This is a genomic window from Nannocystis pusilla (assembly GCF_026626665.1).
Taxonomy (GTDB): Bacteria; Myxococcota_A; Polyangia; order Nannocystales; family Nannocystaceae; genus Nannocystis; species Nannocystis pusilla.
The window spans coordinates 3,062,395-3,081,718 of record NZ_JAPNKE010000002.1 but is presented as its reverse complement, the minus strand read 5'-3'; the positions used below and the strand labels follow the sequence as shown (position 1 = coordinate 3,081,718).

Sequence of the window (19,324 nt, the reverse complement as noted above, 5' to 3'; positions counted from 1 at the left end):
CGGAGCCGCGCCGCTCGCCCGCGAAGAGGGAGGGTGTGTGATTCAAGGTCGTTTTCTTGCCCACATGTAGGACAACACTTACAAGGTGGGCATGAGCTACTACCGCAACGCGTTCACCAGCTTTGAAGAGTTTCAGCGCGAGGCCCTCCACGGCGACCGCGACGAGCTCGGCAAGGAAGAGCTCGAGCTCATCTATGACCTCGAGGACAGCGACAACCTGGTGCGGCCGGCCGCTCGCGCGCGTCGGCGACGGAGCCGCGAGTAAGCCATGGCCGCGCTGACCGGGACCTTCGCCGCGAACCCCATCGCGGCCGCCCAGGGGGGCGATCTGTCGACCCTCCTGCTCGGCGCCTCCAAGCTGATCGTGTTCGCGATCTTGAGCTGCGCCGTCGCTCAGAGCCCCGGGCTCGGCGCCGCGAAATCCCAGCTCTCCGGCGCGTCCGGTGCCTCCGGCGCGACGCGAACCAGCGCGGCCTCCTGGGTCGCCGGATCCGGCGCCGCCAGCGGGTCCCGCCAGACGCGGTAGCTGCTGCGCAGCTCGCCCAGGTCGTCGCGCAGCACGACCGCCTCGAAGTTGCCGAGCCCCGCGTTGGCCAGCGCGTTGTCGTCGGTCCTCAGGACCAGGGCGTCGCCGACAGGTCCTTCGTACAGGGATCCGACGAGCAGGGCCTTTCGACCCGGTGCGAGGCAGGTGCTCGGCGCGCAGCCGCCGTCGCCGCTGAAGTAGAGCAGGGGATCGGCGCCCGGCGCCTCGGGATCGACCGAATCGGCGAGCGTGAACGCGGCGAGGTCGACGTCGCCGGGTCCGAGGTTCAAGACCTCGACGAACTCGGCGTGCTTCTCGAGGCTGGCCGGTCCGGGCGGGTTGCTGAGCACCTCGACGATCGCCAGCGTCGCGGGGAGGGCGGGTCACCGGTGGTGTCGTCGCCGAGATCGGGCAACTCACCGGGGCTCGGGGCGCAGGCGATCCAGTCGGCGGCGCTGTCGCTGTCGACGGCCGGGTCGACGCGGCACAGCGACTCGCCGGCGCCGGGCACCGCCACCGGCGGGCCGCTCCACAGCGCGGGATCGTCGAAGGGCGCCGGCTGAGCCGCGCCGTAGAGGAGGGCGTCGCCGAGGTTGCCGTCCTGGTCGCGCAGACCGACGGCCCCGTCGTCGTTGCGCAGGCCGCCGCCGTCGGCGAACGCAGCGCGCAGGACCTCGCCCTCGCGCAGGATCGATGGGACAGGTAGATCGGCCGGGCTGGCGTAGCGCACCAGCAGCAGGCGTTCGCCGGGGAGCAGCACTTCGCCGCCGATCCCGAGATCGCCCATCCACAGCTCGGGCCATGCGGGCGACGACGACCAGGCCGCCGAGCGTCAGCGGGCTGTCGCCGACGTGGGTGACCTCGACGAACTCCGGACTCGCAGCGCCGCCGTCCTTGCCGTCGGGATCGGCCATCACCTCCGTGATCCGCAGCACGCTCAGGTCGATGCCCGGCTCGCCGCCCGTGTCCGTGAGGACAGGTCCTCCGGAGCCTGTCCCGAAGGTCGAGGTGGGTTCGGGGAGCCCGAGGTCGACCGGGGCCGCGCCCCAGTCGGTCTGGTTCGGCCACGTGGTGCCCTCGAAGGTGGTCGAGGTCCCGGCGCCGCTGCTGCCGGAGGACGTGGTCGAGGTGTCGCTCGGGACTTCGGCGGGCTGCGGAGTCCAGGCGCCGCAGGCGGAGGTGAAGAAGAGGAGGGGAGAGGAGGTGTCGTGGATGCACACCCCGAGGTCGTGGTTCGCGGGCTCCGCTTTGCAGCCTCGACGCGAATTTCGGCGGCAGCGGCTCGTGAGCGGGCGCGCCAACTCCCGTTGGGCCTCAGCCGAGCGCGTAGTCCTTGAGCTTGCGATAGAGCGTGGTGCGGTCGATGCCGAGGAGCGCGGCGGCGCGGGCCTTGTTGCCGTCGGTGGCCGCGAGGGCGCCGAGGATCGCCTCGCGCTCGAGCTCCGCCAGCGGGCGCACGAGCCGTGCATCGGGCGGGGCCTCGGCCGGGGCGATCGGCGCGGCGCGCATCAACTCGGGCGGGAGGTCGTCGAGGTCGAGGATCGGCCCGTCGCCGAGGACCATGGCCCGCTCGATGACGTTGCGGAGCTCGCGGACGTTGCCCGGCCAGCGGTAGCGCGTCAGCACCTCGAGCGCGGCCGGCGAGACGTCGGTGAGCCGCCGACCCAGGCTCTCGCCGAACAGCTTGGCGAAGTGGAGGGCGAGCCGCGGGATATCGTCGCGACGCTCGCGCAGCGGCGGGATGGTCGTCTGGATGACGCTGAGCCGGTACAGCAGGTCTTCGCGGAATCGGCCCGATTCGACCATCTGCGGCAGGTTTCGGTGGGTGGCGGCGATCAGGCGCACGTCGACCGAGAGCTCCTTGGTGCCGCCGACGCGCATCAGCGTGCGGTTCTCGAGCACGCGGAGCATCCGCGCCTGCGCGGGCAGGCTGAGCTCGCCGATCTCGTCCATGAACAGCGTGCCGCCGTGGGCTCGTACGAACACGCCTTCGTGTTGGCTGACCGCGCCGGTGAAGGCGCCTTTCTCGTGGCCGAACAGCTCGCTCTCGAGCAAGCCCTCCGGATGCGGCGCAATTGACGGCCACGAACGGCCGGGCCGCCCGCGGCGACAGAGCGTGGACCATGCCGGCGGCGAGCTCCTTGCCGGTGCCGCTCTCGCCGAACAGGAGCACCGTGGTCGGCGTGGCCGCGACGCGCTCGAGGAACACGTGAAGGCGCTGGATCGCCGGCGAATGGCCGATGATCTGGCCGGGCGTGGAGCCTGGCTTTTGGGACAGCTTCGCCGCGGCCGTCAGCTGCTGCCGCTCGCCAGCGCTCTCGCCGCTGGCGCTGACGAGCTGGGCGGCGCAGACCAGGAGGAGCAGGGCTTGCTCGTCGTAGGTCGCCCGCACGGCGCGCGCGCGTCCCACTCGGCGTAGAAGATGAGCCCCTCCGCGGGCGCGGCCATGGCCCCGACGATGCCGCGCAGCTGCACGCTGCGGCGGTCGGCCAGGTCGGGCTCGGCGAGCACGTCGCGCAGCAGGAAGCCGCGGCGCTCGCGGAGCACTCGGGCGAGCAGGGCGGGCGACAGGGCCAGGTCGCAGACCGGGCCGGCGGTCGCGCTGCTCAGGATGTCGCTGCCGTCGGGGCTGAGGAGCAGCGCCCGCGTCGCCGGCAAGGCCTCCAGCGCCCACGCCGTGGCGGCGCGGAACACCCCCGGCAACGAGCCGCAGCGGGCGAGCTTGTCGCCGAGCGCGGCCAGGGACGCCAGGCGATTGCGACCTTCGGGGCTGGAGATCGCCCGCGCCGCATCGAGCTCGACCGTGCCGCGGACCGGCCCGGCGGGCTCGGGCGCGGCGAAGCCGAGGGTCGTGTTGCCGAGAGTGAAGGCCGCGCCCGGTGCCAGCTCCTGACCCGCCTTCAGCGCCAGGCGCTGGCCCTCGGCGACGCTCCACACGGGGTTGACGCCGGCGACTTCGACGACGCGGAGGCGGCCGGCGGCGCGGTCGAGCTGGATCGTGAGGTGATGGCGCGAGACCGCCCCGTCGCCGAGTTGCAGGCCCTCGCCCTGGCCGCGGCCGATCGTCAGCGGCCCGTCGCCGAGCTCGAGCTGTCGCCCGCGATCCGGTCCGGCCTGGACGATGAGCAGAAAAGGATGCACTTACCGCGACTATAACATCGTCGCTGCGCCCGGCCGGGGCGCGCGCCGATTCTCGCGGAGTATCGGCGAATTGACGACGCGTCCGTCCGCGCCCGAGACCGCAAATTCCGTTCTCCGGGCCACGAATCAGCCGTCCGCGCGCGTGGAACTCGCGTGGTTGACAGCCTAGGGCCGAGTGTTACGTTTCCGGCACTCTTGTGACCGAAAACACCCTTACTCCGCCCCCAGGTCGCCGCGAAGAGCCCCGGAGCTGCCCGAGGTCATCTCGCTCCTGCCCCTGCGCAACTCGGTGTTGTTCCCCGGCTCGATCATCCCGATCGACGTGGGGCGGCCCAAGTCCGTCAAGCTGATCGAAGAGGCGATCGCGAACGAACGGCCGATCATCGGCATCGTCACGCAACGCGAGGCTCGCGTCGAGGAGCCGACCGAGGCCGATCTGCACGCGGTCGGCTGCGCGGCGCGGATCCTCAAGGTCATCAAGCTCGCGAAGGACAACTACAGCGTCATCCTGCAAGGGGTGATGCGGATCTCGATCGAGCGCGTGGTCACCAGCGAGCCGTTCCTCAAGGCCCGCGTCACCGAGCTGCCCGACGTCGAGGGCGAGGACGTCGAGGCCGTCGCGCTGGTGCAGAGCATCAAGGAGACGGCCAAGCGGCTGATCGCGCTGGTGCCCGAGCTGCCGCGCGAGGCGGCGGCGCTGCTCGACAGCGTCAGCGATCCCAGCCAGGTCGCCGACCTCGTGATCAGCAACCTCGACATCGAGGCCGGCGAGAAGCAAGAGGTCCTGGCCGCCAACAACGTGCGCGAGCGCCTGCGCAAGGTGCTGATGCTGCTCACGCGTCAGCTCGAGATCCTCAAGGTCCGCGAGCGCATCAACTCGCAGGTCCAGGAGGAGATGGGCCACTCGCAGCGCGAGTACGTGCTGCGCCAGCAGCTCAAGGCGATCAAGGGCGAGCTCGGCGAGATCGACGACGAGTCCGGCGACATCGAGGAGTTCCAGAAGAAGATCGTCGACGCGAAGATGCCCGAGGAGGCGGAGAAGGTCGCGCGCAAGCAGCTCGACCGGCTCAAGGCGATGCAGCCCAGCAGCGCCGAGTACACCGTCACCCGCACGTACCTCGAGTGGCTCGTCGACCTGCCGTGGTCGATCTCCAGCGAGGACCAGCTCGACATCGCCACCGTCCGCACGGTGCTCAACGAGGACCACTACGACCTCGAGAAGGTCAAGAAGCGCATCCTCGAGTACATGGCGGTGCTCAAGCTCAACGCCAGCAAGAAGGGCCCGATCCTGTGCCTCCTGGGCCCGCCCGGCGTCGGCAAGACCTCGCTCGGCAAGAGCATCGCCCGCGCGATCGGCCGCAAGTTCGTCCGCATCAGCCTCGGCGGCGTGCGCGACGAGGCCGAGATCCGCGGCCACCGACGCACCTACGTCGGCTCGCTGCCGGGCCGCATCATCCAGGGCATCAAGCGCGCCGGCACCAACAACCCGGTGATGATGCTCGACGAGATCGACAAGCTCGGCCACGACTTCCGCGGCGACCCGGGCTCGGCGCTGCTCGAGGTCCTCGACCCCGAGCAGAACTGGTCGTTCAGCGACCACTACCTCGAGGTGCCGTTCGACCTGTCGCGGGTGATGTTCATCGCCACGTCGAACTACCTCGACCCGATCCCGCCTGCCCTGAAGGACAGGCTCGAGATCCTGCGCCTGCCGGGCTACACGCGCCAGGAGTCGCTGGCGATCGCCAAGCGCTTCCTGCTGCCGAAGCAGATCAGCGAGCACGGGCTCGAGAAGACCGACCTCAAGGTCAGCTTCACCGACGACGCGCTGCTCGAGATGATCGACAGCTACACCCACGAGGCCGGCGTCCGTAACCTCGAGCGCGAGATCAGCTCCGTCATCCGCGGGATCGCGGTCAAGGTGGTCGAGGGCGAGGTCAAGGACGAGGTCGTCATCACCAAGGACGTGATCCCGGAGTACCTCGGGCCGCAGAAGTACCTGCCCGAGGTCGCCGAGCGCACGGCCGAGCCAGGCGTGGCCACCGGCCTCGCCTGGACCCCGGTCGGCGGCGAGATCATGTTCGTCGAGGCGACCCAGATGCCCGGGAAGGGCGGGCTCATGCTCACCGGCCAGCTCGGCGACGTCATGAAGGAGTCGGCCCAGGCGGCGATGAGCTACGTGAAGAGCCACCTCGGCCCGCTCGGCATCGAGAAGTCGGCGATCGAGAACATCGACATCCACGTCCACGTGCCCGCGGGCGGGATCCCGAAGGACGGCCCTTCGGCGGGCGTGGCGATGTTCGCCGCCATCACCTCGCTGCTCACCGGCACCTGCGTCCGCCCGGACGTGGCGATGACCGGCGAGATCACCCTGCGCGGCCTCGTGCTCCCGGTCGGCGGCATCAAGGAGAAGATGCTCGCGGCCCACCGCGCCGGCATCAAGCGCGTGATCCTGCCCGAGCGCAACCAGAAGGACGTGGTCGACGTGCCGGAGGAGATCCGGCAAGACATGACGATCCTCTGCGTGAAGAACGTGCACGACGTGGCCGAGCACGTGTTCGAGCGCCCGGTGGTCCCGGCCGACGCGACGCCCGAGGTCAGCTCGACCGAAGGCGCTCGCGGCGAGCCGCCCGCCACGGCCGCCACCTGAGCGCGGCTTTTGCGGACCGCTGGGCCCTGGGAGTCCCATCCCCGGGCCCGCGGCCTTTGGTTGCGAGCGACCAATTCGTTCGGTCGCCAGAGGCGCTGCGACCCGGTGCATTTTCCGGGCCCTCCCGCCTGCTCGGGCCGCTCGCCGGCCGATTGACATGCGAGAACCGGGCCTTACTCTGCGCCCGTAACGCTTCCCGGCCTTGTGGGCTCGAGAGGGAAGCAGAAGTCCCCCGGCCCGTACGGGCCACAAGTCCGAGAAAGGTCAGAGTTCCACAATGGGCAAGATCATCGGTATCGACCTCGGCACGACCAACTCCGTCGTCTGCGTGATGGAGGGCAGCGAGCCGAAAGTCATCCCCAACGAAGAGGGCGGTCGCACGACCCCGTCGGTGGTGGCCTTCGAAGCGAACGGCAACGTCCTCGTCGGTCAGCAGGCGCGGCGCCAGGCGATCACCAACCCCGAGAACACCGTCTACTCGGTCAAGCGCTTCATGGGCATGGGCCTCGACGTGTCGTCGCACGAGGTCAACCGCGTGCCCTACAAGGTCGTCAAGGCGCCCAACGGCGACGCGCACATCTCGATCCGCGGCAAGGCCTACTCACCGCCCGAGATCAGCGCGCGCATCTTGATGAAGCTCAAGAAGGCCGCCGAGGACTACCTCGGCGAGACGGTCAACGAGGCGGTCATCACCGTCCCGGCGTACTTCAACGACGCCCAGCGCCAGGCGACCAAGGACGCCGGCAAGATCGCCGGCCTCGACGTGAAGCGCATCGTCAACGAGCCGACCGCGGCCGCGCTGGCCTACGGCCTCGGCAAGGGCAAGAGCGCCAAGGAGCAGACCATCGCGGTCTACGACCTCGGCGGCGGTACCTTCGACATCTCGATCCTCGAGGTCGCCGAGAGCGTGGTCGAGGTCATCTCGACCAACGGTGACACCCACCTCGGCGGCGACGACTTCGACGACCGCATCATCAAGTGGCTGATCGCCGAGTTCAAGAAGGAGACCGGCATCGACGTCGGCGGCGACAAGCTCGTGCTGCAGCGCCTCAAGGACGCGGCCGAGAAGGCCAAGATCGAGCTGTCGCAGGCGATGGAGTCGGAGGTCAACCTGCCGTTCTTGACCGCCGACGCGACCGGGCCGAAGCACCTGCAGATCCGCCTGTCGCGCGCCAAGTTCGAGGCGATGATCGAGGACCTCGTCAAGAAGACGATCGAGCCGGTCAAGAAGGCGCTCGCCGACGCCAAGAAGTCGCCGGGCGACATCGACGAGATCCTGCTCGTCGGCGGCTCGACCCGCGTGCCGATGGTCCAGAAGTACGTCAAGGAGTTCTTCGGCAAGGACCCGAACCGCAGCGTCAACCCCGACGAGGTCGTCGGCCTCGGCGCGGCGGTCCAGGCAGGCGTGCTCGCCGGTGATGTCACCGACATCGTGCTCGTCGACGTCACCCCGCTCAGCCTCGGCATCGAGACCCTCGGCGGCGTGACCACCGTGCTCATCCCGCGCAACACCACGATCCCGACCAAGAAGACCGAGGTGTTCACCACGGCCGCCGACAACCAGCCGTCGGTCGAGGTCCACGTGGTCCAGGGCGAGCGCAGCATGGCGACCGACAACCGCACGCTCGGCCGCTTCAGCCTCGGCGGCATCCCGGCCGCGCCGCGCGGCGTGCCGCAGATCGAGGTCACGTTCGACATCGACGCCAACGGCATCGTGAAGGTGTCGGCCAAGGACCGGGCGACCGGCAAGGAGGCCAACATCACCATCACCGCGAGCAGCGGCCTCAAGCAGGACGAGATCGAGCGGATGGTCAACGACGCCTCGAAGTTCGAGGCCGAGGACAAGAAGCGCCGTCAGGCGATCGAGAACCGCAACGGCCTCGAGGCGCTGATCATCCAGACCGAGAAGCTGCTGGCCGAGAACGGCGACAAGTTCCCGGCCGGGCCGAAGGCCGAGGTCGAGTCGGCCATCACCGACGCGAAGGCGGCGTTCGACTCCAAGGACGACGACCGGATCGCTACCGCCAAGGACAAGCTCATGCAGGCCTCGCACAAGCTGGCGCAGGCGGCGTACGGGCAGCCCGGCGGCGAGCAGCAGGGCCCCGGCGGCCCCGGCGGGCCGGGTGGTGCCGGTCCGGGCCCGGGTGGTCCGGGCGGAGCGGGCGCCGGCTCCAAGAGCGAAGGCGACGTGATCGACGCCGAGTTCGAAGAGAAGAACTGACGCGCTTCGGCGCGCACCGGGCCGAGTCCTCGCGGGGCTCGGCCCTTTTCGCTCGCCCCCGTGCGCGCGCAACTCGGGCGCCGCGCGGGGGCTCGGGGCTCTCCTCGGCTCGGGCGGCGGTTCGCGGCGGTCGCCGGGTCTGCAACCTCGGACGCGGCACGACGCGCGCCAGCGCGAGTTTGCCCGTCTTTGGACAGCGTGACGCGGAGGGACTAAAAGAATGAGGGTATGCGTCGTCGCGCGAAGGCCGTCGCGCTCGCGTTCGGGCTCGTCCTCACCAGCTGCGCCGGTCCCAACCTCTGGACCGATGGCACCAGCGTGTCGACGGGCCTGTCGAGCCACGGCCGCCTGCGCCGGCCGGCCAAGCTCGAGCTGACGGGCAGCGGCTTCTCGGTCGGCGAGCGCTGGAAGACGCGCGGCTTCCAGTACGGCACCGAGGAGTTGGTCAGCGCCCTGGGTCGCGCGGCCAAGACGGTGCGGGGCGGGGCGAAGAAGGCGACGCTCGGCATCGCCGACCTCAGCCCGCAGCGCGGCGGCAAGTCGAAGTGGCACAGCAGCCACCAGAGCGGCCGCGACGTCGACCTGATCTTCTACAGCGTCGACGAACAGGGCAAGCCGCTGGCGCCCCCGGAGAACGACATGATCCGCTACGACGGCGAGGGCAAGCCGTACGTCCGCGGCAAGGGCACCTACAACGACGCGATCTGGCAGGAGCGTCGCTTCGACACCGCGCGCAACTGGGCCTTGGTGGAGGCGCTGCTCAGCGACGCGACCATCCGCGTGCAGTGGATCTTCGTGTCGCTGCCGCTCGAGGACCGGCTCCTCGAGTACGCGACGCGCCACAAGAAGCCGCGCTGGCTCATCGAGTACGCGCGTGCGGTCATGTACGACCCGCCCGACGCACCGACGCACAGCGACCACTTCCACGTGCGGATCTACTGCCCGCGCGACGACCGGTTCCACGGCTGCGTCGACCGCGGCGTGGTCTGGCAGCACGAGAAGAAGTCGTATAAGTACGGCGGCCCGGAGCGCTACGACCCGATCGCCTGGCGCTCGCTGGCGTCGCTGTCGACCATCGCGCTGTCGCCGGGTTGAACGAACGCTCGCGCGGCCACGCGAGCGTTCGGCAGCGTGCGACGCGGTGACGCGAGCGAGCGACGTGGGCACCTGTCCTTCGGGACAGCCATGCACGAGCGCGAATTTCAGGGTCGCGTTCGCCAGTCGCTGCGCGGGCCGCTTCTCGCCATGCCGGTACGCGGCGGGTGCTCGAGGAGCCGTGCTCGAGCCACAGGCGGTGCACCCGTACGTGCCTCGACGGCTCACAAGCGGAGCCGATCCGAGGGCCGCAACCCTCAGGCTTCAGGCCGCGCGCGAGTGAGCGCAGGGTCGGTGAGTGGCCGCGGGTCGACGCCGGTGGTCGCACTCGCAAGTTGCGATCGGCGCTCGGGATAGCGGCCAGCCGGCCGGTGCGGAGGTGCGGCCGAGGCTCGCGGGTCGAGGGCAGCGGGCCTCGCAAGTTGCGATCGGTCGGGTAGGGCGGGCCGCGGGGACGTGGCTCGCAGGTTGCGAGCGACGGATCTCTCCTCGCAAGTTGCGAGCGGTCGGGTAGGACGGGCCGCGGGCTCGCAAGTTGCGAGCGGCGGATCTCTCCTCGCAAGTTGCGAGCGGTCGGGCCGAGCGAGCGGCGAGGGCAGGGCTCGCAGGTTGCGAGCGCCGCTGCCTTCCTCGCAACAGGCGACCGCGCGGCGCTCGAGGGCCCAGTCCCGGGAGCGTCACGCCGGCCCCACGCGGGCCGACTCGCAACTTGCGAGAGAGCGCAGCTCCGGCGCAGCGAGCTCGTCTCGGGTCGTGCTGCGTCCCGCAAGTCGGCTCGTGAAGCCGACTTGCTGCGTCGTGATGCTCGCAAGTCGGCTCGTGGAGCCGACTTGCTGTGCACGTGAGAAGGTGGCCGGCAATGCGAGCCGGCTTCGCAGATTGCGATCGCGGGAACCCGCGCTGATCGCCCGTCTGCTGCGGTTTACGGCCAGATCGCGTGAAGCGAGTCGGCGGCTGCGCGCATGCGCCGTCGGCTGCGCCTGGCTCGAAGGTCAGGCGGCGCGAGGCGAGATCTCGGCGATGGAGATCTGCACATCGAGTCGACGAGCGCGTGTCACTGCGATCGCTTGAGTAGATCGAGCCGGCGGTCGGCCATGTCGTGGTGGCGGCGAGATCTCGCGTCTGGCCGGCGTTGCGGCGGCTGAGGCTGTTGCTCGTGCGACGGACTCGCGGGCGCGACAGCTGCTCGTACGGCGCTTCAACTGAATGCCTGGGCAGGGGGGTACTGAACGTTATCGCAGAATGCGAGACGACCGAAACTTGCCGACCTCGCGTGAAAGTGCTTCTAGTGATCTACTCAGTAGATTATATTGCGGACCCACAAGCCAACCTGATCGCGCCAAAGGAACTACACGGCTTGGATCGCACCTCCGCTACCTTGTGAAGCCTCTCCGTCCGGGCACCGCCGTCCACGCGCTCCCGGCCGCGACTCTCCCCGCAGCACCCGCCATGCCGACCGCGCTCACCGAAGCCCAGATCCGCGACATCGAAGCGAGCAGCCCCGAGGGGTTGTCGTCGCAGCAGCTCGTCGCGGTGTTCGAGGACGCCGACGTCAAGTTCAGCGAGGCGAACCTGCGCCGCTACGTGCAGCTCGGCCTGGTGCCGCGCTCGCGGCGGGTCGGCCACAAGGGCAAGCACCTCGGCTCGCACGGCGTGTACCCGATCCGCGCGGTGCGTCGCATCAACACCATCAAGAAGTTGATGGCGGAGCGCTACACGATCGAGGAGATCCAGGCCAAGTTCCTCACCTTCAAGGACAGCATCGAGATCCTCGACGAGGCGCTCGAGGAGCTGCTGTCCGCCTTCGCCGCGAAGATCGACGCCGAGGATCCGTCGCCGCGGCGCGACAGCCTCTACGGCGAGCTCCGCTCGCTCCGCTCGGCCGCGGACGCGCTGCTGTCCGGCGTCTACCGCCTCGAGAAGCTGCTCATCGCCGGCGGCGGCGCTGTCCGTCCACGGGGCGGTGGGGCCGCGAGTCCGACTGAACTTTTGTAACTGTCCTTTTGGACCTGTCCTTTTAGACCTGCCCGTTCGTTCCGCTCACCACCGCGCATTTTTGGGGATAACGGCGCCGCTCCGCGCGCGCCGCATGGGGATCATCATGCTGAAGAACAACTCTCTCGCCACCGGCAGCGACCTCGATCGCGACAGCGACCTCGACGAGGGCCGCGACCACGACACCGACCACGAGATCGCGAGCGACGCCGGTGAAGAAGCCGGCGACGAGGACGCCGGCGACGACGGCGACGATCCGCGGCCGATCGTGCGGCGCGCCCGCGCCAAGACGATCGCCATGAAGCGGCTCACCAAGGAGGAGCTGCGGATCGGCGCGCTGCTCTACCCGGAGCGCAGCTACTGGCGGCCCAAGTCGCGCGGCGAGTGTGCCAACGTCGCCCGCCCGTGCCCGTACGTCAGCTGCAAGCACCACCTCTACATCGACGTGAACCCGGCGACCGGCAGTATCAAGATCAACTTCCCCGACCTCGAGGTGTGGGAGCTACAGCACTCCTGCGCCCTCGACGTCGCGCAAGGCGGCGGGATCACGCTGGAAGAGGTGGGTGAGATCCTCAACCTCACGCGCGAGCGCATCCGCCAGGTCGAGGTCCGCGGCCTGCTCAAGCTCAAGGAAGCGGGCGGCGAGGATCTTCTCTCGTACCTGGCCCGCGAAGAGGTTGACCCGGCCGCCGCGCGGGTGGTACCGCGGGCGCGCCTATGACCGCGCCCACGCCGATCCGTCGCGCCCTCGTCAGCGTCAGCGACAAGACCCACCTCGAGGTCCTGGCGCAGATCCTCATCGACTCCCAGGTCGAGGTGCTGTCGACCGGAGGGACCTACCAGGCCCTCGAGGCGCTCGGCGTCGCGGTCGTCAAGGTGAGCGAGTACACCGGCGCGCCCGAGATCCTCGGCGGGCGCGTCAAGACGTTGCACCCGAAGATCCACGGCGGGATCCTGGCCCTGCCGACCCCGGCGCACGAGGCCGAGCTGCGGCTCCACGGCATCGCGCCGATCGACCTCGTGGTCGTCAACCTCTATCCGTTCCGCCAGGTCGTCGCCAAGCCCGGCAGCAGCTTCGAGGACGCGGTCGAGAACATCGACATCGGCGGTCCGGCGATGGTGCGCGCGGCGGCCAAGAACTGGCAGCGCGTGGCGGTGGTCGTCGACCCGGCCGACTACGCGCGCCTCGGCGAGGCGCTGCGCGAGCACGGCGGCGCGCTGCCCGAGAGCCTGCGCCGCTCGCTGATGCGCAAGGCCTACGCGCACACGGCCGCCTACGACGCGGCGATCGCCGGCTACCTGGCGCGCTTCGACGACGCCGGCCTGTCCGTCGGGACAGATGCGCTGCCCGACCGGCTGTTCGTCGCCGGCGCGGCCCAGGGCGAGCTGCGCTACGGCGAGAACCCGCACCAGCCGGCCCGCTTCTACGCGACCGAGCTGGCGGCCGGCGAGCCGGCCGGGCTGCACCGCGCGGTCCAGCACCAGGGCAAGGCGCTGTCGTACAACAACCTGCTCGACGCCGACGCGGCGCTCGGCCTGTGCCGCGACCTCAGCCGCCTGGGCCTGGCGGCCGCGGTCATCAAGCACGTGTCGCCGTGCGGCGCGGCGATCGCCCGCGGCGACGAGTCGCTCGCCGACGTGTACGTGCGCGCCCGCGAGGCCGACGCCGAGAGCGCGTTCGGCGGGATCGTGGCGCTGTCCGGACCGGTCGACCGCGCCGTCGCCGAGCGGCTGGCCGAGACCTTCCTCGAAGTCGTGATCGCCCCGTCGTTCAGCCCGGAGGCGCTGGCGCTGCTGGCCGGCAAGAAGAACCTCCGCCTGTTGTCGCTCGAGGACATGCTCGTCGGGACAGGTCCCGAGAGCCAGCCGGCCCTGCGCCTGCGCTCGATCGCGGGCGGCCTGCTGGCCCAGCGCGAGGACGCCGTGACGGTGGGGGCGGCGCAGGCCAAGGTGGCGACCCGCCGCGCGCCCACGGCCTCGAGCTGCGCGACCTCGAGCTGGCGCAGATCGTCGGCAAGGCGGTGCGCTCGAACGCGATCGTGCTGTGCAAGGACGGCGCGACCGTCGGCATCGGCGGCGGCCAGACCTCACGCGTCGAGGCGGCCCGGCAGGCGACGGCCCGCGCGGGCCAGCGCGCGCAGGGGGCGGTGCTCGCCTCCGACGCGTTCTTCCCGTTCCGCGACGGGGTCGACGCCGCGGCCGCGGCCGGGGTGACGGCGATCGTCCAGCCCGGCGGCTCGGTCCGCGACGAGGAGGTCGTGACCGCCGCCGACGAGCACGGCCTGGCGATGGTGTTCACCGGTCAGCGGCACTTCCGTCACTGACTTCTTGCGCTGCTGACTTTTTGCGCAGGTCCGAAAGGCCAGGTGCGATCGTGCATGTCCCGAAGAGCAGCTTGAAGGTCCTGATCGTCGGCGGCGGCGGCCGCGAGCACGCGCTGGCGTGGCGCTGCCGCGTCGAGGGCCACGAGGTCCACGCCGCGCCGGGCAGCGACGGCATCGCCGAGGACGCGATCTGCCACGCGGTCGGCGTCGGCGACCTCGCGGGCCAGGTCGCGCTGGCCGACGCGCTGCGCCCGGACCTGGTGATCGTCGGCCCCGAGCAGCCGCTGGTCGACGGGCTGGCCGACCGCCTGCGCGCGGCCGGTCACGCGGTGTTCGGGCCGTCGGCGGCGGCCGCGGAGCTCGAGGGCAGCAAGGCGGTGGCCAAGGCGTTCATGGCCCGCCACGCGATCCCGACGGCGGCGCACGTGACGGTCACCGGGCTGGGCGAGGCGCTGGCGGCGGTGCGCTCGTTCGCCAGCCCGCCGGTGATCAAGGCCAGCGGCCTGGCGGCCGGCAAGGGCGTGGTCGTGCCCGAGAGCTTCGAGGAGGCGGAGCTGGCCGTTCGGTCCTGTCTCGAAGGACATGTCTTCGGCGACGCCGGCGCGACGGTGGTGCTCGAGGAGCGGCTGCACGGCGAGGAGGCGTCGCTGTTCGTGCTGACCGACGGCGAGCGCTGGAGCCTCCTACCGCCCGCCCAGGACCACAAGCGCCTGCGCGACGGCGATGAGGGGCCGAACACCGGCGGGATGGGCGCTTACTGCCCGGCGCCGGTGTGTGACGCGGCGGTGCTGCGGCGGGCGGAGCTGGAGATCGTGGGGCCGACGCTGGCCGGGCTGCGCGCCGAGGGGCGACGCTTCGTCGGCGTGCTGTTCGTCGGTCTGATGATCGCGCCGGACGGCGCGCCGAAGGTCATCGAGTACAACTGCCGCTTCGGCGATCCGGAGGCGCAGCCGGTGCTGTTCGGCCTGCAGACGCCGATCGTCGCCGACCTGCTGGCGGCCGCCCGCGGCGAGCTGACGCCGCGGACCTACGCGGCCGCGCCGGCCGCCAGCGTGGTGGTGGCGGCGGCCGGCTATCCCGGCGAGACCCGGCCGGGTGCGGCGATCCGCGGGCTCGAGACGGTCGCGGAGCTCGCCGAGGTCAAGGTGTTCCACGCCGGTACGCGTCGCGGCGCGCTCGGCTGGGAGACGCGCGGCGGCCGGGTGCTCGGGGTCTGCGCCCGCGGCGTCGACTTGCGGGCGGCCATCGAGCGCGCCTACGCGGCGCTCGCCGACATCGAGGTCGAGGGCGGCCAGTTCCGCCGTGACATCGGCGTGCGAGCGCTCACCCGTCGAGCGGAATGAGACAACCTGCGGAGGCCTGCAGCTGCGAGCCGGGGACGCCCGCGCCGCGCGCGAGAGCGTGGTATACGGCGGGCGATGGCACACGTCCGTCCGCTCCGCGGCTTCCGTTACGACCTCCCCCGCCTCGGCGACGCCGGTCTGCTGCTCGCGCCTCCGTACGACGTCGTCGACGCGGCCGGCCGCGAACGCATCGGCGCTCGCTCGCCGCACAACTGCATCCACGTGATCCTGCCCGCCGGGGAAGGCGACGCGAAGTACGAGGAGGGCGCGCAGCGCTTCGCCGCGCTCGAGCGCGAGGCGCTGGTGCGCGACGACAGCCCGAGCTTCTACGTCTACCACCAGACGTTCACCTCGGAGGGCCAGCAGTACACCCGCAAGGGCTTCATCGGCCTCGTCGAGCTGACCCGCTTCGGCGCTGGGCCGGTGCTCGCGCACGAGCGCACGCTCTCGGGTCCGAAGGCCGACCGCCTCAAGCTGATGCGCGCGTGCGGGGCCCACCTCGAGCTGGTGTTCGGCATGTTCTCGGACCCCGGCCGCGCGTGGGAGGCCGCGACGACGCGGGCTCTCGGCGCGCCGGTGCTCGAGGGCGACTTCGACGGCACCCACCACGTGCTCTACCGCGTCGACGATCCGGCGGCCACCGCCGCGCTCAGCTCCGTGCTCGAGGACAAGAAGATCTACATCGCCGACGGCCACCACCGCTACGAGACGATGTGCACGTTCCGCGACGAGCTCGCGGCCGCGGGCAAGGGCGAGGTGGCGCGCTGGGGCCTCATTTTCCTGTCGAACCTCGATGACCCGGGCCTCGTGGTGCTGCCGACGCACCGACTGATCCACAGCGTGCCCGGCCTCGACCTCGCGGCCGCGCTGGCGCAGGTCGAGCCGTTCTTCACCATCACCCGCGAGCCGCTGCCGGCCGACGCGGCGGCAGTGCGCGCGCGCCTGGCCGAGGTGGGGGCGAGCGGCGCGGCGTTCGGCCTGGCGGTGCCGGCGAGCGGCGAGCTCGTCGTGCTGGCCCTGCGCCCCGACTTCGACCCGGCGGCGGCCGGGCTGCAGCACCTGGCGCCGGCGCTGCAGCGCCTCGACGTCGCGCTGCTGCACGAGCTCATCCTCGATCGCGGCTTCGGCGTGACGCGCGAGGCGCAGGCGCAGAACACCAACATCCGCTACTACAAGTCGACCGACGAGGCGCTGGCGGTGGCCCGCGCCGGCGGCAGCGACGTGCAGCTGGTGTGCTTCATGAACCCGACGCCGGTCCGCGACGTCCGGGCGGTGTGCGACAGCGGCGAGGTGATGCCGCAGAAGAGCACCTTCTTCTACCCGAAGATCCCGACCGGCCTGGTGTTCCACGACCTCAAGGCAGGGCTTTGAGCGCGCGACTCCCCGAGGGCGTCGACGCGGTGCTCCCGCGCGGCGCCCGTGATCTGCTGCCGGTCGCCGCGCGCCGCCGTCGCGCCGTGACCGAGGCGCTGCTCGCCGTGTTCGACCGCTGGGGCTACGACCCGGTGGTGACGCCGGCGATCGAGTACTTCGCGGTGTTCGGCCGCTGGCTGGCCGAGCGCGAGCGGCAGCGCTGCGTCCGCTTCATCGAGGCGGGCTCGGGCGAGCTGGTGACGCTGCGCTCCGACATCACGCCGCAGATCGCCCGCCTCGCGGGGCAGCAGCTGCGCGAGCGGCTCGCGGCCGGGGAGGCGGTGCGCCTGTGCTACGCGGCCGACGTCGTGCGCCTGTCCGAAGGGACACATGAGCAGAGCGAGCGCCACCAGGTCGGCGTCGAGCTGCTCGGCGACGACGCGCCCGAGGCCGACGCGGAGCTGATCTTGCTCGCGGACGAGGCGCTGCGGGCCGCCGGGGTGCAGGGCGCGGCGCTCGAGGTCGCGGACGTCGGCATCGCCCGCGGGCTGTTCGAGCGCCTGCCGAGCTGCGACGTCGAGGCGCTGCACGGGCTGCTCGCGCGCAAGGACGCCGGCGGGGTCGCGCGCTTCGCCGCCGGCCTGGCGCTCGGCGAGGAGCCGCGGCGCTGGCTCGGGCTCCTGTGCGAGCTGTTCGGAGCGCCAGGTATTTTAAAACATGTCCCGGCGGACATCCGCGCGCGCTGGCCATGGCTGGCCGAGCGGCTGGCCCGGCTCGAGGCGACGCTCGCGGTGGTCGAGGCGCGAGCCCCGGAGCTGCACGCGCGCCTCGTCGTCGACCTCGGCGAGGTGCGCGGGTTCGACTACTACACCGGGCTGCGCCTGCGCGCGTGGGCGCCGGGCTCGGCCAGGCCGCTGGTGGTCGGCGGGCGCTACGCGGGCGGGGCAGGCTTCGCGGTCAAGCTCGACGCGCTCGAGGCCTCGCTCGACGCCGACGCGGCGGTCGTGGCGGGGCGAGCGGGCGGCGTGATGGTGGCGATCCACAGTCGAGAGCCGCAGGCGCGCGCCCTGGCGACCGCGCGTGCCGAGGCCGAGCGGGCCGCCGGTCGGCGCGCGTGGGTCCAGGCGGGGCTGTCCCTCGAGGCAGCTCAGGCCGCGGCCGCGGAGGCCGACGTGCTGGTGTACTTCGGCGCCGACGAGCGGGCCGAGATCTGGTCGCAAGGACAGCCGGGCGCGTGGCGCCGGGCGGAGGAGAGCGGAGCATGACGACGCTGATCGTGGTCGGCGCACAATGGGGCGACGAGGGCAAGGGCAAGGTGGTCGACTACCTCGCCAGCCAGGCGCAACTGGTGGCGCGCTACGCCGGTGGCAACAACGCCGGGCACACGCTGGTGATCGGCGGGCGCAAGCTCGTGACCCACCTGGTGCCGTCCGGCTGCGCCTACCGGGGACGCCGTGCGTGCTCGGGGCAGGGATGGTGATCGATGTCGACGTGTTCCGCGCCGAGGTCGAGGAGCTGCAGACGGCCGGGATGCTGCACGGCGGCGAGCTCCGGGTCTCGCGCGACGCTCACGTGATCTTCCCGCACCACCGCCTGCTCGACGGCCTGCGCGAGGACCGGGCCCAGGCGGCCAAGATCGGGACCACGCGCCGCGGGATCGGCCCGGCGTACGAGGCGAAGGCGGGCCGCCGCGGGGTGCGGGTGCGCGACCTGTTCCGCCCCGAGCGGCTGCGGGCGCGCCTCGAGCTGGCGAAGGAGGTCGTGGACGGCGAGATCGCGCGCCTCGGATCCAGCGAACGGGTCGACGTCGCGGCCGAGCTGGCCCGCGCGCAGGCGTGGGCGGCGTGGCTCGCGGACAAGGTGTGCGACGCCGGCGAGCTGGTCGACGCGGCCATCCGCGCCGGCAAGCGCGTGCTCTTCGAGGGCGCGCAGGGGGCCCTCCTGGACCTCGACCACGGCACGTACCCGTTCGTGACGTCGTCGACGACCCTGGCGGGCGGCGTGTGCTCCGGCATCGGCGTCGGCCCGACTGCGATCGACGGGGCCTGGGGCATCAGCAAGGCCTACGCCACGCGCGTCGGCGCCGGCCCGTTCCCGACCAAGCTCGAGGGCCCGCTCGGCGATCAGCTGCGCATCGCCGGCGACGAGTTCGGCGCGACCACGGGTCGCCCGCGCGACTGCGGCTGGCTCGACCTGCCGGCGCTGCGCTACGCGGCGCGCCTCAACGGCCTCACCGGCCTGTGCATCACCAAGCTCGACGTGCTGGCGGCGATGCCCGAGGTCCAGGTCTGCCGCGCGTACGCCGACGGAGCTTCGCCCGGCGACGTCGAGCTCGACGAGGTCGTGCCCGTGCTCAGCCCGGCGCCCGGCTGGGGCGATCCCTCGCTGCGCGGACGAATCTCGGCCGCCAGGCGCCTCGAAGATCTCCCCGCCGCCGTGCGCGCCTACCTCGACCTGATCGCAGACGAGGTCGGCGTCCCCATCACTCTGGTCTCGCTCGGGCCCGATCGAGAGCAGACCATCCTGCTGCGGGACCCGTTTTGAGCCGATTGCCCGTGAGCCGCCGTCACGACCCTGCAGCGCTCTGGCCCTTCGGGCTGGTCGCCCCGCGTCGTGACGGCTCGAAGGTCGCGCCGGCACCGCAGCAGCCCCGAACTCGCTCCATGAACCCTCTGGAGC

Annotated in this window: 13 protein-coding genes and 3 pseudogenes; 11 read left to right on the top strand and 5 right to left on the bottom strand. The window is 71.5% G+C overall.

All coding sequences use genetic code 11. From position 1 onward, the window contains the following. The first annotated feature begins 91 nt into the window (after positions 1 to 91). Positions 92 to 265 (top strand): hypothetical protein, encoded by a 174-nt coding sequence (locus tag OV079_RS13395; protein ID WP_267707788.1) that lies wholly within the window; start codon positions 92 to 94, stop codon positions 263 to 265. A gap of 128 nt (positions 266 to 393) precedes the next feature. On the opposite strand, the gene OV079_RS13390 is transcribed toward OV079_RS13395, so the two are convergent. The 5 genes and pseudogenes from OV079_RS13390 to OV079_RS13375 all read right to left on the bottom strand — a co-directional run bounded on the left by OV079_RS13390 (position 394) and on the right by OV079_RS13375 (position 3,667). Then, complete coding sequence (locus OV079_RS13390) at positions 394 to 816, bottom strand: hypothetical protein (RefSeq protein ID WP_267768769.1); 423 nt, start codon at positions 814 to 816, stop codon at positions 394 to 396. Further along, a complete protein-coding gene (locus OV079_RS13385; RefSeq protein ID WP_267768767.1) occupies positions 813 to 1,313 on the bottom strand; it encodes a hypothetical protein in 501 nt (166 codons plus the stop codon). The genes OV079_RS13390 and OV079_RS13385 overlap by 4 nt, the downstream gene beginning before the upstream one ends. Before the next feature lie 527 nt (positions 1,314 to 1,840). Further along, positions 1,841 to 2,035: a helix-turn-helix domain-containing protein gene (locus OV079_RS60595; RefSeq protein WP_276603388.1), complete on the bottom strand. Its 195-nt coding sequence runs from the start codon at positions 2,033 to 2,035 to the stop codon at positions 1,841 to 1,843. Further along, a pseudogene (locus OV079_RS55845) lies at positions 2,027 to 2,735 on the bottom strand (sigma-54 interaction domain-containing protein); the annotation flags it as partial. The gene OV079_RS60595 and the pseudogene OV079_RS55845, both read right to left, overlap by 9 nt. Positions 2,736 to 2,818: 83 nt before the next feature. Continuing rightward, complete coding sequence (locus tag OV079_RS13375) at positions 2,819 to 3,667, bottom strand: FHA domain-containing protein (protein ID WP_267768765.1); 849 nt, start codon at positions 3,665 to 3,667, stop codon at positions 2,819 to 2,821. A gap of 250 nt (positions 3,668 to 3,917) precedes the next feature. On the opposite strand from OV079_RS13375, the gene lon reads away from it, so the two are divergent. The 10 genes and pseudogenes from lon (at position 3,918) to OV079_RS13320 (ending at position 19,189) form a co-directional block, all read left to right on the top strand. After that, positions 3,918 to 6,314, top strand: coding sequence for an endopeptidase La (lon, locus tag OV079_RS13370; RefSeq protein ID WP_420829519.1), 2,397 nt, complete (start codon positions 3,918 to 3,920; stop codon positions 6,312 to 6,314). A 277-nt stretch (positions 6,315 to 6,591) separates the two neighbouring features. Next, on the top strand, positions 6,592 to 8,535 hold the full coding sequence (gene dnaK / locus OV079_RS13365) for a molecular chaperone DnaK (RefSeq protein WP_267768761.1): 1,944 nt from the start codon (positions 6,592 to 6,594) through the stop codon (positions 8,533 to 8,535). Between the two features lie 228 nt (positions 8,536 to 8,763). Beyond that, the gene (locus OV079_RS13360; protein ID WP_267707783.1) at positions 8,764 to 9,630 is read left to right on the top strand and encodes a penicillin-insensitive murein endopeptidase; all 867 of its coding nucleotides are present in this window, start codon (positions 8,764 to 8,766) and stop codon (positions 9,628 to 9,630) included. A gap of 1,380 nt (positions 9,631 to 11,010) precedes the next feature. Further along, positions 11,011 to 11,625: a MerR family transcriptional regulator gene (locus tag OV079_RS13355; protein ID WP_267768760.1), complete on the top strand. Its 615-nt coding sequence runs from the start codon at positions 11,011 to 11,013 to the stop codon at positions 11,623 to 11,625. Positions 11,626 to 11,731: 106 nt separating this feature from the next. Next, on the top strand, positions 11,732 to 12,346 hold the full coding sequence (locus OV079_RS13350; protein ID WP_267768758.1) for a sigma factor-like helix-turn-helix DNA-binding protein: 615 nt from the start codon (positions 11,732 to 11,734) through the stop codon (positions 12,344 to 12,346). Then, positions 12,343 to 13,949, top strand: a pseudogene (purH, locus tag OV079_RS13345) (bifunctional phosphoribosylaminoimidazolecarboxamide formyltransferase/IMP cyclohydrolase). The gene OV079_RS13350 and the pseudogene purH overlap by 4 nt, the downstream one beginning before the upstream one ends. A 20-nt stretch (positions 13,950 to 13,969) precedes the next feature. Next, positions 13,970 to 15,292 (top strand): phosphoribosylamine--glycine ligase, encoded by a 1,323-nt coding sequence (purD, locus tag OV079_RS13340; RefSeq protein ID WP_267768755.1) that lies wholly within the window; start codon positions 13,970 to 13,972, stop codon positions 15,290 to 15,292. Positions 15,293 to 15,367: 75 nt separating this feature from the next. Continuing rightward, positions 15,368 to 16,663 (top strand): DUF1015 domain-containing protein, encoded by a 1,296-nt coding sequence (locus tag OV079_RS13335; protein ID WP_267768754.1) that lies wholly within the window; start codon positions 15,368 to 15,370, stop codon positions 16,661 to 16,663. Beyond that, positions 16,660 to 17,910: an ATP phosphoribosyltransferase regulatory subunit gene (locus OV079_RS13330; protein WP_267768753.1), complete on the top strand. Its 1,251-nt coding sequence runs from the start codon at positions 16,660 to 16,662 to the stop codon at positions 17,908 to 17,910. The genes OV079_RS13335 and OV079_RS13330 overlap by 4 nt, the downstream gene beginning before the upstream one ends. Then, positions 17,880 to 19,189: pseudogene (locus OV079_RS13320) on the top strand (adenylosuccinate synthase). The gene OV079_RS13330 and the pseudogene OV079_RS13320 overlap by 31 nt, the downstream one beginning before the upstream one ends. Positions 19,190 to 19,324: the final 135 nt, after the last annotated feature.

What these genes read in the sequence shown, in the direction of transcription:
- OV079_RS13335 (WP_267768754.1), top strand. Translation starts at nt 15,368, where the DNA reads ATGGCACACGTCCGTCCGCTCCGCGGCTTCCGTTACGACCTCCCCCGC.
- dnaK (WP_267768761.1), top strand. Translation starts at nt 6,592, where the DNA reads ATGGGCAAGATCATCGGTATCGACCTCGGCACGACCAACTCCGTCGTC.
- OV079_RS13360 (WP_267707783.1), top strand. Translation starts at nt 8,764, where the DNA reads ATGCGTCGTCGCGCGAAGGCCGTCGCGCTCGCGTTCGGGCTCGTCCTC.
- OV079_RS13385 (WP_267768767.1), bottom strand. Translation starts at nt 1,313, where the DNA reads ATGGGCGATCTCGGGATCGGCGGCGAAGTGCTGCTCCCCGGCGAACGC.
- OV079_RS60595 (WP_276603388.1), bottom strand. Translation starts at nt 2,035, where the DNA reads ATGCGCGCCGCGCCGATCGCCCCGGCCGAGGCCCCGCCCGATGCACGG.
- OV079_RS13350 (WP_267768758.1), top strand. Translation starts at nt 11,732, where the DNA reads ATGCTGAAGAACAACTCTCTCGCCACCGGCAGCGACCTCGATCGCGAC.
- OV079_RS13395 (WP_267707788.1), top strand. Translation starts at nt 92, where the DNA reads ATGAGCTACTACCGCAACGCGTTCACCAGCTTTGAAGAGTTTCAGCGC.